The organism is Ruegeria sp. CDSA079, from assembly GCF_059612245.1.
In genome coordinates, this window is the sequence record NZ_JBXWQF010000005.1 from 186,147 (window position 1) to 200,025 (window position 13,879).

At 58.0% G+C, this 13,879-nt stretch carries 13 protein-coding genes and 2 pseudogenes; 4 read left to right on the forward strand and 11 right to left on the reverse strand.

Translation table 11 applies throughout. The features are described from left to right. Window positions 1-3: 3 nt before the first annotated feature. From AC2FJZ_RS07345 to AC2FJZ_RS07370, 6 genes and pseudogenes are all read right to left on the reverse strand, one after another. On the reverse strand, window positions 4-828 hold the full coding sequence (locus AC2FJZ_RS07345) for an arginyltransferase (protein ID WP_496776762.1): 825 nt from the start codon (window positions 826-828) through the stop codon (window positions 4-6). A gap of 75 nt (window positions 829-903) precedes the next feature. Further along, window positions 904-1,335, reverse strand: coding sequence for an RDD family protein (locus AC2FJZ_RS07350; protein ID WP_496776764.1), 432 nt, complete (start codon window positions 1,333-1,335; stop codon window positions 904-906). Between the two features lie 64 nt (window positions 1,336-1,399). Then, on the reverse strand, window positions 1,400-1,822 hold the full coding sequence (locus tag AC2FJZ_RS07355; protein WP_050602176.1) for a DUF2852 domain-containing protein: 423 nt from the start codon (window positions 1,820-1,822) through the stop codon (window positions 1,400-1,402). A 331-nt stretch (window positions 1,823-2,153) separates the two neighbouring features. Beyond that, window positions 2,154-3,179 carry a hypothetical protein gene (locus tag AC2FJZ_RS07360; RefSeq protein ID WP_496776766.1) on the reverse strand — a complete coding sequence of 342 codons (1,026 nt, stop codon included), beginning with the start codon at window positions 3,177-3,179 and terminating at the stop codon, window positions 2,154-2,156. A 269-nt stretch (window positions 3,180-3,448) separates the two neighbouring features. Beyond that, a pseudogene (locus AC2FJZ_RS07365) lies at window positions 3,449-3,538 on the reverse strand (IS6 family transposase); the annotation flags it as partial. A 12-nt stretch (window positions 3,539-3,550) separates the two neighbouring features. After that, entirely contained in the window at window positions 3,551-3,805 is a 255-nt protein-coding gene (locus AC2FJZ_RS07370; protein WP_496776768.1) for a hypothetical protein, read from the reverse strand. Window positions 3,806-4,210: 405 nt separating this feature from the next. Between AC2FJZ_RS07370 and AC2FJZ_RS07375 the strand changes: the two genes are divergently transcribed. The 3 genes from AC2FJZ_RS07375 to AC2FJZ_RS07385 are packed head-to-tail and all read left to right on the forward strand — an operon-like array spanning window position 4,211 to window position 11,246. After that, complete coding sequence (locus AC2FJZ_RS07375; protein WP_496776770.1) at window positions 4,211-6,556, forward strand: hypothetical protein; 2,346 nt, start codon at window positions 4,211-4,213, stop codon at window positions 6,554-6,556. Further along, on the forward strand, window positions 6,553-8,160 hold the full coding sequence (locus tag AC2FJZ_RS07380; RefSeq protein WP_496776772.1) for an HAD family hydrolase: 1,608 nt from the start codon (window positions 6,553-6,555) through the stop codon (window positions 8,158-8,160). The genes AC2FJZ_RS07375 and AC2FJZ_RS07380 overlap by 4 nt, the downstream gene beginning before the upstream one ends. A 26-nt stretch (window positions 8,161-8,186) precedes the next feature. Beyond that, window positions 8,187-11,246: a hypothetical protein gene (locus AC2FJZ_RS07385; protein ID WP_496776773.1), complete on the forward strand. Its 3,060-nt coding sequence runs from the start codon at window positions 8,187-8,189 to the stop codon at window positions 11,244-11,246. Window positions 11,247-11,353: 107 nt separating this feature from the next. On the opposite strand, the pseudogene AC2FJZ_RS07390 reads toward AC2FJZ_RS07385, so the two are convergent. The 5 genes and pseudogenes from AC2FJZ_RS07390 to AC2FJZ_RS07410 all read right to left on the reverse strand — a co-directional run. Further along, window positions 11,354-11,800: pseudogene (locus AC2FJZ_RS07390) on the reverse strand (DDE-type integrase/transposase/recombinase); the annotation flags it as partial. Between the two features lie 94 nt (window positions 11,801-11,894). Then, window positions 11,895-12,338 carry a phage late control D family protein gene (locus AC2FJZ_RS07395; protein ID WP_496776775.1) on the reverse strand — a complete coding sequence of 148 codons (444 nt, stop codon included), beginning with the start codon at window positions 12,336-12,338 and terminating at the stop codon, window positions 11,895-11,897. Between the two features lie 3 nt (window positions 12,339-12,341). After that, on the reverse strand, window positions 12,342-12,545 hold the full coding sequence (locus AC2FJZ_RS07400) for a tail protein X (protein WP_496668997.1): 204 nt from the start codon (window positions 12,543-12,545) through the stop codon (window positions 12,342-12,344). A 143-nt stretch (window positions 12,546-12,688) separates the two neighbouring features. After that, a complete protein-coding gene (locus tag AC2FJZ_RS07405) occupies window positions 12,689-12,973 on the reverse strand; it encodes a phage tail protein (protein WP_496776776.1) in 285 nt (94 codons plus the stop codon). Further along, a complete protein-coding gene (locus AC2FJZ_RS07410; RefSeq protein WP_496668996.1) occupies window positions 12,973-13,230 on the reverse strand; it encodes a hypothetical protein in 258 nt (85 codons plus the stop codon). Before AC2FJZ_RS07410 ends, AC2FJZ_RS07405 begins: the two co-directional genes overlap by 1 nt. A gap of 230 nt (window positions 13,231-13,460) precedes the next feature. Between AC2FJZ_RS07410 and AC2FJZ_RS07415 the strand changes: the two genes are divergently transcribed. Then, window positions 13,461-13,844, forward strand: a complete 384-nt coding sequence (locus tag AC2FJZ_RS07415) for a DUF4440 domain-containing protein (RefSeq protein ID WP_496668995.1) — start codon at window positions 13,461-13,463, stop codon at window positions 13,842-13,844. Window positions 13,845-13,879 lie beyond the last annotated feature (35 nt).

A 13,879-nucleotide genomic window follows, 5' to 3' on the forward strand; every position in this document is an offset into this window, starting at 1 on the left:
TTGTCAGCCTTTGGTCGGATGTCGGTCGGGCAGCTGGATATTGGCCACTTGTTCTGCAATGGGCGCTGCGGACAACGGGTGATGCGCAGCGTCGGAAAAAGCATTGGGATTGTTGATCTTCTGCCATTGACCTTGAATATAGGCTTCAAGCCCAGAGAACTTAGCTTTGTAGCCCATTTTGGGGCTGCCAGGGACCCAGTAACCCAGATAGATATAGGGCAGGCCGGCCTCGCGTGCGATGTCAATATGATCCAGGATCATATAGGTGCCCAGCGAGTTCTGGGGCTGGTTCGGGTCATAGAAGGAATAAACCATGCTCAGCCCGTCATCGAGCACATCGGTTAGGCTGACAGCGATCAGGTCGCCTGTTTCCGGGTCTGCATATTCTACCACGCGGCTGCGGATCGGGGTTTCTTCGACCATGGCGGCAAATTCGAACACGTCCATGTCCGCCATACCCCCGTCGGCGTGCCGGGTATCGAGATAACGGCGGAACAGCTCGTATTGTTCGTCCGTGGCCCAGGGCGATGTTGCGCGGCGTAGCAGATACCCGTTGCGCCTGGCCGCGCGCTTCTGGCTTTTGGTGGCGCGGAAGGCCGAGACATCTATTCGGGCGGACAGACAGGCGGCGCAATCCGTGCAGGAGGGTCGGTAGAGCACATTCTGAGATCGACGAAACCCCTGTTGAGACAGTGAATTGTTCAGCTGTTCCGCGCCTTCGCCTTGAAGGGCTGTGAACAGTTTACGCTCCATCCTGCCGTCGAGATAAGGGCAGGGTTGCGGGGCGGTTACATAAAACTGTGGCGCTATTGGCAGCGTGTGTCGCATGAAGTTCCCATTTAGCCTCGGGACGGATGATAACAATCGTTCCCGAGACCGCCAAGTGATTCACGCAGCTGGTTTTCACGCCCTTTGGTTGATCATGACCGTGCCCAGGAAACTGTCGGTCAGCCCCTGACCGCGGGCGCTGGTCAACATCATGATGACCGAAATGATCTGGATTACGGCAACGGCCATGCTGACGAAGTAGCCAGCAGTGTGCGCGATGGCCTTGCCCATATCCATACGCTCGCCAAATGCATCACGAAGCTCGATCCCCATGAACCGCATTCCAAGCGTGGCGGAGCCGTTGGCGATGGTCACGACGCGGTAGACGAAGCTGACAACCGCGTAAATCAGAGCCAGAAAGAACAGGCCCAAACCTGCGGTGAGAAGGATTGCGACCGTACAGAGCAGCGAGATGAACGCGACATCGAACAGCCACGCGACAAATCGCTTGGTCGCGACCGAGCTGTAGAATTCGGGTTGGGTATCCGGGTCAGGCAGATGGTTCATTCTTCATGTCCGAAATAGGGGTTGAGGCACCCTGACCCGAAATACCGGGTCAGGGCAAGGCTCATCAAGCAGGCGCGCCGTTGCCGTCGTCTTCGTGGTTTTCGCGTGCGCGATCGTCCATGAACTGGTCGAACTCGGCCTTATCCTTGGCTTCGCGCAGGCGGCGCAGGAAAGCCTCGAAATCCTGTTGTTCGCGTTCCAGACGGGCCAGGGTATCGGTCTTGTAGGCGTCAAACGCGCTGTTTCCCGAAGGCTTCATTGCGCTCATGTGGCTGTGCCAGGATTTGCGGCGGCTGCAGGATTTGCTGAACATGCGTTTGCTCCAGATCATGTAGGCCAGAAGGGCAAGGCCAACGGGCCAGAAGAATATGAAACCAAGGACCATGGCGGCGATCCAGGCCCCTTTGCCTTTGTCGTCCAGCCAGGCTTCAATTCGGTAAAGCCATCCCGGATTTGCGGGGACGGCGGGGTCGGAAAGTGCAGTCATGAAAGCTCTCCAGGGTTGATGTAAACTGTTTTCACATTGTCTAGATGGGGGCGCTTTCGGGTGATGCAAGGGGTAATGTGAAAAAGATTTACATTCCGCCATTCGGTTGACGCAGAACATCTCGGATCGCAGGGCGCGGATGTATGTAGCGCGCCACGGATCCTTGCAAACTTTGACACGGATGTTTGCAGCAACTCTAAACTCAGGCTGAAGTGAGCCCACTGTCGCCGTTAGTCACGCTTCGGCCTTCTGCACGTGCGGCACGTCGCAAACGGCGCCGAGTGATCGTTCAGGGAAAGACAACAGCGGCAGAGAGGCGCCAATACAAAGTTTAGCACTCTGGCTCTAACCGCCATTTTCTATCTTCACGGATAAACCGCTTGCTCGGGTCACTCTGGAGGTGTGTCTTAAATACATAGTCGCGGCTATCAGGGTACTGCATAATCTCAGTAACCAAATCGGATGACTGTGTGTTGGGATCAACAAGGTCGCTGCTGGCAAGCTCTTGTAGCCAGCGCTCTGACATTTGGATCTTTATAGTCCTAAAATCGAAGAGCCCGACGTCCGAGAATAGCTTCGAGAGATCGTAAAGTACTTGGTCAATCGCCCCTATGCTATAAAGCACCCGAGAAATATCTGTGGTTGCTCCAAGCAGAACTGCAGCTTCGTCGATCCCAAATCCTTTACTCACCAAGTCCCTAACAACATAAACTAGGTGATAGTAGGTTCCTGCGATGGAAGCGATTTGAGGGCGCAAGTTGAAAAAATCGTCGGATTGATCGGCGTACTTTGACCTGACTTCATCTTCGCCAAATAGATCGATCGCTGACTTTACGTAGTGAACTGGACCCGAGAATTCTGAGATTCGCGAATAATCCAGAGGCTTATCCGGACTTTGGATTTTGACCATCTTGCTTTCATGGTGCGTGAAGATTTCATAGTTTCGGTCACCTGGAAGCTCCCCCTTTTCAACCATTCTTTCTATCAGTTTCCGAACCAACTCATGGCTGGGAGCCAGATTGGAAAATGTCCAATCTAAGATCATACTTTCCTTTTTTGTTGCCAATTGCAGCAAATCTCGTCTCTTCTCGTGGGCCTCCGTTAATTGAATTTGCTCTCGCATTAACTTTATTTGGCGGTTCATTCTCGCAATCGTGAAACCAGCCGCTACTAGAGCTAACACCGCAGTACCAAGTGCCGCACCAATTGTTGACCAGAAGGATAGCCAATCACTTTTGCTCAGCGTATCGGGACTTGGCTCAAGGAGTGTGACCAGCCCGTGCCAGAACGTGACTACGAAACGCGCTGGCGTTTCAATGATGTCAAATGCGACGGACGCGAAAAACTCAGTCAGCAATTTCTTCTCCTTTGAAGGGATGTAAATTGGCGCGCTGCCGCCATCCGTGCAAAATTGCGACTATTCCCGCAGACGTTCAAGGTCGATTGGCTGCTGCACTAAATTCCAGCTTCAGATTAGAGCGTAAGAGTTTTGTAGTCCGATTCTGCACTATTGCCGCCATTGGAGCCAACACGTGCCGCAACCACAGCGAACGGCAGCTGCGTGGCACAAGATGACAACGTTCTTGCCGCCCTCAATCGTTTGCAGCCTCTATCAAATTGCCATACCCGGTATGACACACAGTAGCGCAGGTGGAAGAAAACCGCGCGCAAGATCACGTCTTTCGGAAAATGCGCACCCTTAAATGAGAGCGTCACGGTATGCTCCTGTTATGTTCTAGTGCGCGCCACCAGAAAAGCAGTCAACCTGACAGGTAGGGACGAAGTTTGAGACAGAACCTTGTCAAAAACCGCGATGTGGTCGAATGGGGTAACATAGTCATCGGATCTGAGGTCGGTGGCGCTTGTAGCAAACGAGATGATACGCTCCTTGCTGTCTGTTTCATTCCAGGAGGCTTTGAAGGTGTAGACGCCTCCGGGCCTGACATTCATCGTAACACGATAAGTGATTCCCAATCGGCTCATTGGCTGCGGTCAGGTGCAAGAATCATAGCGAAGGACAGAGCGGGATTCTCCGCTCGACGAATTTAAAGGCAGACTGCTATTGCGCCGGTGGTTTGTCTGAACCACTGCACCGCGAGGTGACCGAAACGACCTGTTTAGGCTGCGCCCATTGGTGAGCTTGTCCGCATATCACCTTGAATTCGTTTATCACCTGCCACCAGCCTTGGCCGCAGGTGCGGCAAAAGCACCGAAGAGTGGCGGTTTCGCACAGGCACGAATCCGAAATGATCGGTTGCCGGGCGCCATCTTCGGGCACCAGCTTTCGTGACAAATGCCCGTTATTGGTGTATGGTCGAGCGTTATTAAGATGTCGGCAACAGATCGAAATCTCGATCCATATGTGACGGCATTTGACGGGATTTTTTCGTGGAGAATGAATTTAGATACGCACCTGCAGCGGTGACGGTTGATGGGCTATTTGCAGTCCCGGTCAAAATTGAATCGGTCACAGCAACCTATGCGATTGATGCTGCTGCAAAGACCGCCTCCGCAACAGCAGAGATGGCGTTCACCTTGGGGTTGCATGATGGCTTTCCGGTCTTTGATCTCAGGCAGACGATTGCGTCCGCAACGCTCGACGGTGTATCAATTAGCCCTTCGGATATGGCGCATCACGACTTCGGCGGTGGCGTCAACGCCGAGATGCGCATTCTCGAACATTGGCTGATCGCAGGCACATCGCACCTGCTGAGCCTGGACTATGCGTTGCAGCAGCCGGCGTCACCCAACTCCCGGGGCCTTATCTGGGAGGCCGGATCGTCGCGCCTGTCATTCGATTTCTTCCTCAGTGATCTGAACCCGGCACGGTATCTGGAAAGCTGGCTGCCTTCGTCCATGCTGTGGGGGGCGTTTCCCGTCACGCTGGACATCTCGATGTCGGGCGCGCCCGCGCATGTGCTGATGTCGAACGGTGCCGTTTCCGTGTTGGGGACAAATCACTGGTCGATCGAGTTTCCAGCAGATTTCGCACCCTGTTCGCATTTTTTGGTGATTGAGGCTGCGGACAGGATCACGACGCAAACGCAGAACACCATCCTGCCTGGGGGGCAGGCGGTTTCGATCGAGGTGGCAAGACGCACCAGCGATAGCGTCGATCTGGCATCCGGCGCTGCAAGCATCGCCGCGGATCTTGCAACCAATACCTCGCAAATTGGCCCCTACCGTCACGGCGGGCGTTACGTCGCTCTTCTGACGGATCCCGGCTATCACAACATGGAATATGACGGGGCCACCACGACCAGCACCGGGGCGCTCTCGCACGAAGTTTTCCACAGCTGGTGGGCCCGCGGTCTGGTCCCGGCACAGGGTCAGGACGGGTGGCTGGACGAGGCATGGACGAGTTACAACACTGGGGCGGGCGGGCCATCCGCGACTCCGCTGGATTTGGCGGACCCGCCGGTCACGCTGTGGCCGGGGAACCCCTGGGCGCGGACCACGCCGGGGGCGTCCTACGGGCATGGCGCCAGCGTCTTTTCGGGTATCGCCGCTGACATCGGGATCAATGCGCTGCAAAGTCATATGTCCGCGATCTATCAATCCGCGCAGCGACGCCACTACAACACCCCAGGGATCGAAGCTGAACTGATCCGCAGATCCGGGCATATGCCCATCGCGGACTACTTTGAGCGTTTTGTCTATGGCGGCGATACCGCCCAGCCTGGTGCAGCCAATCTGCACCTGCGCGATGCGTCTGATGATACCGGTACCGAGCCTTATTCGGGGACCTTCTGGCTGTCGCCTGACGTGTGGGTGCGACAGGCCGAAGATGGCGGCACCAGCCCGCAAAGCCCGGAATTCGGTCAGGACAACTGGCTTTATGCCCGGGTGAGAAATCGCGGTTCCGCAACCGCCCGGTCCTTCGTCGTGGGCTTCAAGCTGCAGGTCTGGGCGGGAACCGAGTTCGTCTATCCGGGCGACTGGTTTCCACTGACCGGTGTGGCCGTCGGGTTCGATCTGGCGCCGGGGGCGTCACAGATCATGCACACCCGCTGGCCTGCGGGCGACATTCCGGCCGAAGGCACTCATGGCTGTCTGCTGGCCATGGCATGGTGTCTGGACGATCGGCCGGTTCCCGGACGGCATGTCTGGGAAGAGGACACGCTGGCGCAGCGCAACATGACGGTTGTCGATCTGGCCCCCAATGAATGGGAACACTATGCCCTGCGCATCGGCAGCCGCTACCGGAAATTTGCGGAATTTCACCGGCTGGAACTGCTGCGTTCACGCACCGCGCGCGCCGTCGAGGTGCAGCTCACCCATCGCGATCCCGCGCGGGTCGAGGCCCTGTTTCGCAGCGCCGAACGGCTGAAGACCGCCGATGCGCCGCACGCCGCAAAAGCGAAGAGTGCCATCCTGGATCCCGGACCAATTCTGTTGGTCGGCGGATCTGCAACCCTGCGCCCGGCACCGGGATCAAGCCTTACCTTCGTGAAGAGATCGCAGCTTTGGCCTGTGGGCGGCGCGCAGGGCGCGCGCCTGGTGAAAACCCGCGAGGGCGGGCTGGCCATCGCGTTCGATCCCGGGCCAAGGGCTGGCCTACTCATCGGGCTGTTGCCGGGGCAGGAGCATCACTTCCAGCTCTGTCTGCGCGCGCCAAAGACCCCGCCGAAAGGCGGTCGTATCGACCTCGTCCAAAGCGATCGCGAAGGCCGGGCAGTGGGTGGCGTGTCCTACGGCCTGGGAAACCCTGAAGAAATGGAGCCGCGGCAATGACACCTCCCGTTCTATATTTCGACCTGGGCAACACCCTGGTTCACGGGCCATCCGACAACCGGGTGCCGCTGCCTGACGCGGTCGCCACGATCGAGACGCTCTGGCAACGCGGCTACCGGATCGGGATTCTGTCCAACCAGCCGGTCGGGATGACGAATGCGCTGATGATCGACAAGCTCAATGACTACGGGCTGGACGCCGCAAAATTCGACGCGATCACGTTTTCCTCGGAATTTGATCCGCCCAAGAGCAAGCCGGACCCGGAAATCTTTGACCACGCGCTGAGCAAGGTTGGGTACACGGCGGGCAGCATACGCACGGTTTTCATCACCGAAACACTGAACCATATCGAGGCGGCGCGCAATCTTGGCTGGCGGGCGATCCACACCCCCTACAACGCCACCTGTACAACTGCCTCGGGGGAATGCGTCGAGGCACTGGACGATCTTCTCGACCTGTTTCCCCCGCTTGAGGTCGACGTCTACATGCGGGACAATTCAGGCGATGACGGAGACGAGCCGTCGAGCGGCAGTTTTTGGAATTCGCCGGACCTGTGGATTCGCAATCAGAACGATGGCGGCACCGCGCATCAGAACCCGGAAGCCGGGACCGACAACTGGTTTCATACGCGGTTGCACAATCGCGGAGAAGGCATCGCACGTCTCGTGCTGGTCACCCACGCTGTTCAGGAATGGGCCGGAACGCAATTCGTGCACCCGAACGATTTCGTCCCGCATACCGCAATGATCGGGATACTCAATCTAGTGCCGGACGAGCCGCAGATCGCGGTCGTCAAGTGGGAAGCGGACAATGTCCCGCCCGAGGGCACCCATGCCTGCTGGCTGTCCGCCGCCTATTTCACCGGGGACGCAATCGCCACAGGATCTCATGTCTGGGACTCCAACAACCTCGGGCAGAAAAATCTCTCGGTCGTCGAGATGGCGCCGGGCGAGACTGCGGAAATGGCCTTTGTGATCGGCAATCGTGCCGTGCTTACCTCCCGCCGCGTGGTTCTCGAGCTCTGGCAATCCGTCAAGGGCCCTATGCTGTCGGCCGCGATCCGCAGTCAAAGCGCCCCGGCGCTGGGCCGGGCGGTGCGGCGCAGCGGCATCTTCGCGCATGTCGCACGATCCGCGCCGCCCAGGAAAAACGTCGGCCTACGCTTTCTGACCGAAGCACGTGTGGAACTGACCGAGCTGCTGGACGCGAGCAATGACACCGCCGTATTCGACCTCGCTCCGGGGTCCGAGATGACATTTCCGCCCGGAAAAGCCGCTGAGAAGAAGCCGCGCGTATGGCCCGATATGCGGCTGACGGCGCGCCTGCGCAAGGATACGAAAGGCAACGAAGAGGTTGTTTTTGATCGCGCCGCGTCCAGTGGCATCGCGCTTGGGCTGCGCGAGTGCGAACTGTTGCCCGCCACATTGCGGTTGACCGCCCCGAAAGATGCCAGCGAGGGCGACCGGATCCGCGTCGATCTGGTCCAGCGCGATGATGATGGCACCGTGATCGGCGGCATCTCGGTCTCGGTCGTCATCAGGGCCCGCAAATCCCGGAAATCCCCCGCGAAGAGACGCTCCAAGACTGCCCGCAAGAAGTCGTAACAAACAGACTATGGGAGACATTTGTCATGAAAGAATTTTATCGTTCCGACCTGAAAGCGCATGTCCGCACCGATGACGGGAACCATGTCCGCAAGATCCGCCATAGCCAGCAATACTGGGAAAGTCCGGTTGGAGGCGGCGGGCTGGCGACGGCGACACGCTATCTGCGGGATCTGGCAAGCGTCTACGAAATCGCGACGCCACGCCTCGACAATCTTGAAACGAAGGTCACGTATCTCGATCCGAAGAAAGCCCCGGAAGACTACCGGCTGTCCGACGAAAAGGGGCGGTTCGACGGGCGCGTCTACGGGTTCTTCCAGACTTACCTCAACGTGCCGGTCTGGCGCGCCGGACTGCGCGTCACCATCAAGCAGGGACCCAACCGCGTCATCGCCTCGGAGGACACGACAGTGCCTGGCGTCGATGCCAAGCTGCCGTCGCGCAAGACGATAGACCGGTGGCGGTCGGTGTTTGTGAACGCGAATACCGTCACGACCCAGACCCATGCCCTGCGCGCGAACGCCGACCTGCGCACGACCACCTTCGGGCCTGCCGCGGGCGAGGCCGGAGAAGATGGCGAGCAGCCGGGCAGCGACCTGATCCGCAAGGCGCTTACCTTCCAGGAAAGTGGCGAGGATCAGCGGGTCTCTAGCCGTTTGATCCAGGGGCGGTTCTGGATCTACCGTTTTGATCCCGACCTCCGCCTCGATCCGCATCACCGGCACGATCCGAACCCGGTCATCCAGGAGGACGACGCGCCAGCCCGCCGCCGGAGCAAGCGCAGCGGGGGGGAGGTGTTCGATCACGGAATGCCGCAGCCCTTCGATCTGCCGGCCGTCCCCGACCGGATCAAGGATGGGTCGGATTACATGGTGGCCGAGGTCAATTTCGAGCTGACGGTCGGTGCGGATAAACGGGTCTGGCGCATGCTGGTCGAGTTGGAAAGCAATGCCGTTCTATACCTGCGCTCGCTCTCGGGCTGCGTCGACGGGCTGGTGTTCGAAGACGACCCGATCACCAAGACCGGCAACACCGCGTTGAACAGCGCGTCGAACAACGCAACGCTCAATCCCCAGAGGGACGACGTGACACTGCAAAACCTCGATCCGCCCTCGGGCGGCACGCAGTCGCTGATCGGCACTTATGCGGAAGTGACGCAGGTTGCCGGCCTCGATCCCGGAGAACCCACCGAACCCACAGGCACCGATTTCGACTATGATGCCCGGACGCATGATTTCGCGTCCGTGAGTGGCTATTTCCATGTCGACCGGATCTTTCGGACGATGGAGGATTTGGGCTTTACCGTGATCGGCGATTACATGGCGAATACGAGCTTTCCGATCCCCGTCGATATCCGGTACTGGTCGAACAATACGATCAACGCGCTCTGCAACGGCAACGGGTCGGGCGGCATCGGGTCCGTGGGCTACGGCCTGATGGATACCACCGATACCACGAATCCGCTGGGCCGCGCCGCCGACCCCCGCGTGCACCTGCACGAAGTGCTGGGCCACGGCATCCTCTATGAAGGGGTCGACTTCGCCAATTTCGGCTTTTGTCACAGCGCCGGTGACGTTCTGTCGATGATCTATTTCGACCCGGACTCGAACTGCTGGGGCGTCGATGGCACCGCGGTCAGCAAGCCGGGTGATCTCCGGTTCACCTATGTGCCATGGCATCCATCCCTGAACCGCCGGGCAGACCGGGACATCGCGGATGGCTGGGCCTGGAACGGCTCGCGCGATACCGGCGGCTATCCGTCCGAAGAGATACTGTCGACGACACTGTTCCGGTTCTATCGCGCCATTGGTGGTGATCATCCCAATCTGGGCCGCCGACAGTTTGCCTCGCGCATGTCGATGTATCTGATCATGCGCGCGATCGGGGACCTCACCTCGGGCACCAATCCCGCCTATGCGCGTGATTTCTGCGATCAGCTGATGAGCACCGACGCGCTCAACTGGACCAGCGAAGGCGTCTTTGGTGGTGCCTATCACAAGGTGCTGCGCTGGTGTTTCGAACAGCAGGGCGAATATCAGACTCCGCTGGTGGTCGATGGCATCGCTCCGGACGGGACGATAACGACCGCCGGTGATCCGCCCGATACCGATGTCTATATCGATGACGGGCGCGCCGGAGGGTATGACTTTCAGCATGTCCACTGGAACACCACGACGATATGGAACCGGCGCATGGCGGACGGGATCGAGGCCCACCAGGAACCGGCCCTGAACGAAGTGAATTACGCCTATGTGAAGATCAAGAACCGGGGCACGGCGCAGGCGCAGAACGTGGTTGTCTACGGCTATCACACGAAACCCGGGGCCGGGCTCAACTGGCCCGCTGATTTCGAGGCTTTCAGCACGCCGTCAGTCAATGCCGGCACGCTGGGCGCGAACGATTCCGAAGAAAAGATCATCGGACCGTTCGATTGGACGCCGAACATCAACGCCTACGGTCATGATTGCATGCTGATAGTCGTGACCGCCGATGGCGATGCGTCGAATATCGACAATTTCACCGCCGGTGAAACCATCCCCGAATGGCGTCTTGTCCCCAACGACAACAATGTGGGTCAGCGAAACGTCAATCCGGTTCCGGGCGGCGGCGGCGAGCAGGGCCTGATGGCCGGGCTCGACAATGTGAGTTTCTGGGCGGGCAATCCCAACCCGGAACGCGGTCAGATGACTTTCGACATCCATCTGCCCAGACTTCTGCGTGATCGTGGCTGGCGGCTGGAGCTCGTCGGTGTGGGCGCGGGCTTTTCGCTGGCCTCGGGGGCCAAGCGCGAGGTGTTCATCAAACTGCATCCCGGACAGCCCTTCACGCGCGACTCGGTCGAAACGGCCTCGGACCGGGATATCCGCATTGATGTTCTGGCCAATGATGGGCTCGTCGGCGGCATGACCTATCGGCTCGACCCGGATATCAAACGGCCCTACAACGCCGACAAGCCCAAAGACAAGGATTGCCTTGACGAGGCGCAGCGCCTTGCGAAATGCCTCGGTATCGATCAGGATATCAGCAAGGTCTGCGTCAAGGAGATCGTGCTGGGTCTGAAGGTCAAGTCGGACGATTGCTGTTAGCATCTGTATTTCTCAGACGTTCAGAGTGGACCGTTTTTGCTGAGATTTGAGGAGAGGGTGTTGTCACGTTAATTTCCGGTCGACCAAGCAATGCTGATGCTTAGGTTTCAAGCTGCTCGGGTGGCTGCATTCCAGACGCCATATGCCTCGAGACGGTGGTATCGAAGTGTTGAGGCGGAGCGGCGGCGAGCGGGAACGCTGATGCAATTACGGATGATTGAATGGGTCCCCACGAACCGCTGAAGTCCGCCTGGAGACCGATACCCTTGCATCGCTCACTCTCGCTTTCGGAACGGCAAGTGGTTGTTTTAAGCGCGGTTGTTTAGGCCCTTGTGCGACCAATGATCCAGGCCCGGGGCGACCTCTCGCTTGGTAGCACTATACGACCTTGGCTTGTCGGTGATGATACGTTTGGGAATGAAGCCGAGACTCCTTATCAAACGCCGCAACAACCGATTTGCTGCCCGTTTGTCCCGTTTCGGTTGGAGGATTTCGTTCAGCACGACGCTATGCTAATCGACCGCACGCCATATCCAAAACTTGCGACCTTGAAGAACCAACTGGCGGTATGGGTAATCAGTCTCTGTATCCAGCCCGGCATCCATTAGGGGCCGACGCCGTTGCCGAAATTCAGTTTCTGCTCTTCGGTCAGAACGTCAATACTGGGTCGCTTCTTGACGTCGCCTTCAGACTGTCGCTGATAACCGCCTTCAGGCCGCGTTCACCTGCGATCTGTCCAACGATCCGCTCGATCGAGAGACCCAGCCAGTCGCGCGTTTTTCGGGCGCGGACTTCGCCCAGCATGTCCGTCGCCTTCGCGTCGATTGTAAGGGTGGCCGGGTCGAAGTCGCCAGACCGGTCATCGACCACAAAACGGCCCATCGACACCAGATTGCCGGTAAAGCCCATTGCCATCTCCAGCGCCGCGCCGGTCGGGGGCCGGGCCAACTGAAAGTCATGGTTGTCCACGCGGAACTCTGCGGTGTCAGACTTGGACCCGGCTTTGTTAGTGATCGTCATACTGATCAGACGATCCTGAAATGATGCCGTGACATCGGTGCCGTCTGCGAGGATGCGAAAGTCGATTTCCATGCCTCAACCCCAAAGCCGTTTTGGTGTCCTGACCGGATGTTGCTGAACAACCGGGAGGGTGATCACCAGCCCCTTCGGCAGGACCGGCCCCATTGCTGCCAGGCCGGGGTTGGCTTCGTAGACGACAATGGCGAAATCCTCGCGGCCGTAATGAGCCTTGCAGATTTCATCTACCATGTCGCCGTCGATGGTTCGGTACGTTGTCACAGAATACCCCCGATCAAACCTGTGAGGCCCTGTGCATCCGGGCCATAGGGTTTTGACGTCAGAGAGAATTCGATCTGGCGCGGGCCCCCGTCAGGCATGAAGTAGCTTTTGCGTTCCTCGACCTGAACAATCACCCAGCGCTTTCAGACCCCACCCAACCTGTCGACCATCATCAACAGCATCTTCAAAGCTGCCTGCGCCCGCATCAACTCTACCTGCCGCAAACCAACTTTGAAATGCAGGTAAATGACCCCTTCAATGGTGATTTGCTGAGCGCTTTGGCCCAAGTATTGCAGGGCGGCTTCCCGCCCGATCCGGTTGACCTCGGTCCAGCGATGCCCGGCACTTCGGGCCATCTTTTGATAGGCCCCGTTTGACATGCCAAACCGGAAAACACCGAGCGCCATCATCACACCGCCAAACTGCATCAGTAATCCACCCGGTCATTAAGATCCGCGTTCCGCTTTTGTTTGAGGCGCTCAATCTGGTCTCGCACCATGCACGCGATCTCTGCCGGATCGGTACCTGGCGGTGGTGCGATCGTGATGGTGATCGTGTCGCCACCTCGCATGCCCTGGAGCCCACCAGACAGAGTTGAGATCGGTGGTCGGCTGTCGATCATACCCGACAGCTCGCTTTCCCGACCGAGTTTAACCAACAAATCCATCACCGGCACGAGTGACAAGTGCGCCTCATACGGCTTGTTTAATCAGGTATTGCGGCACTCAAGAGGGATTGCAGTATTTGGTGTCACAATTTTTAGAACCGAAGCGCAGACGCCCATTTTAACGGTTTTTGAAAGCCACTATGGTTCAAGCAACTTTTAGGGAGGTGCTTGGCGATGAGCCCTTTTTTACAACGCCCTTCCGGCTTCTTCCAGTTTCCTGCAATAACAAGTGTCACACAACAATGAATATGACTGAAAACAAAACGGCGCCTGCGCTGAATGATATCCTGGATCTGGAAAAACAGGTATGGATGGCGCTGGTGGAAGGAAATGCAAACGCGGACCGGGCTTTGCTGAGTGCGGATTTTTTGGGGGTTTATCCCACCGGGTTTGCCAATCGAGACGATCATGTCGGTCAATTTGCGGACGCGCCGACGATGGCGGAGTTTGACCTGAGCGATGCGCGGTTGCGCGTTTTGACGCCTGACATTGTGCTGTTGTCCTATCGGGCAGAATATCTGCGACCGGGTGCAACACGGCGTGACACCATGCTGATTTCCTCGCTCTGGGAAAGAAGAAACGATGTCTGGGTCAACAGCTTCAGTCAGGACACACCTCTTCAGGAGATCTGATCAGAATGCCCCATTGACGATCACACACGGCAATG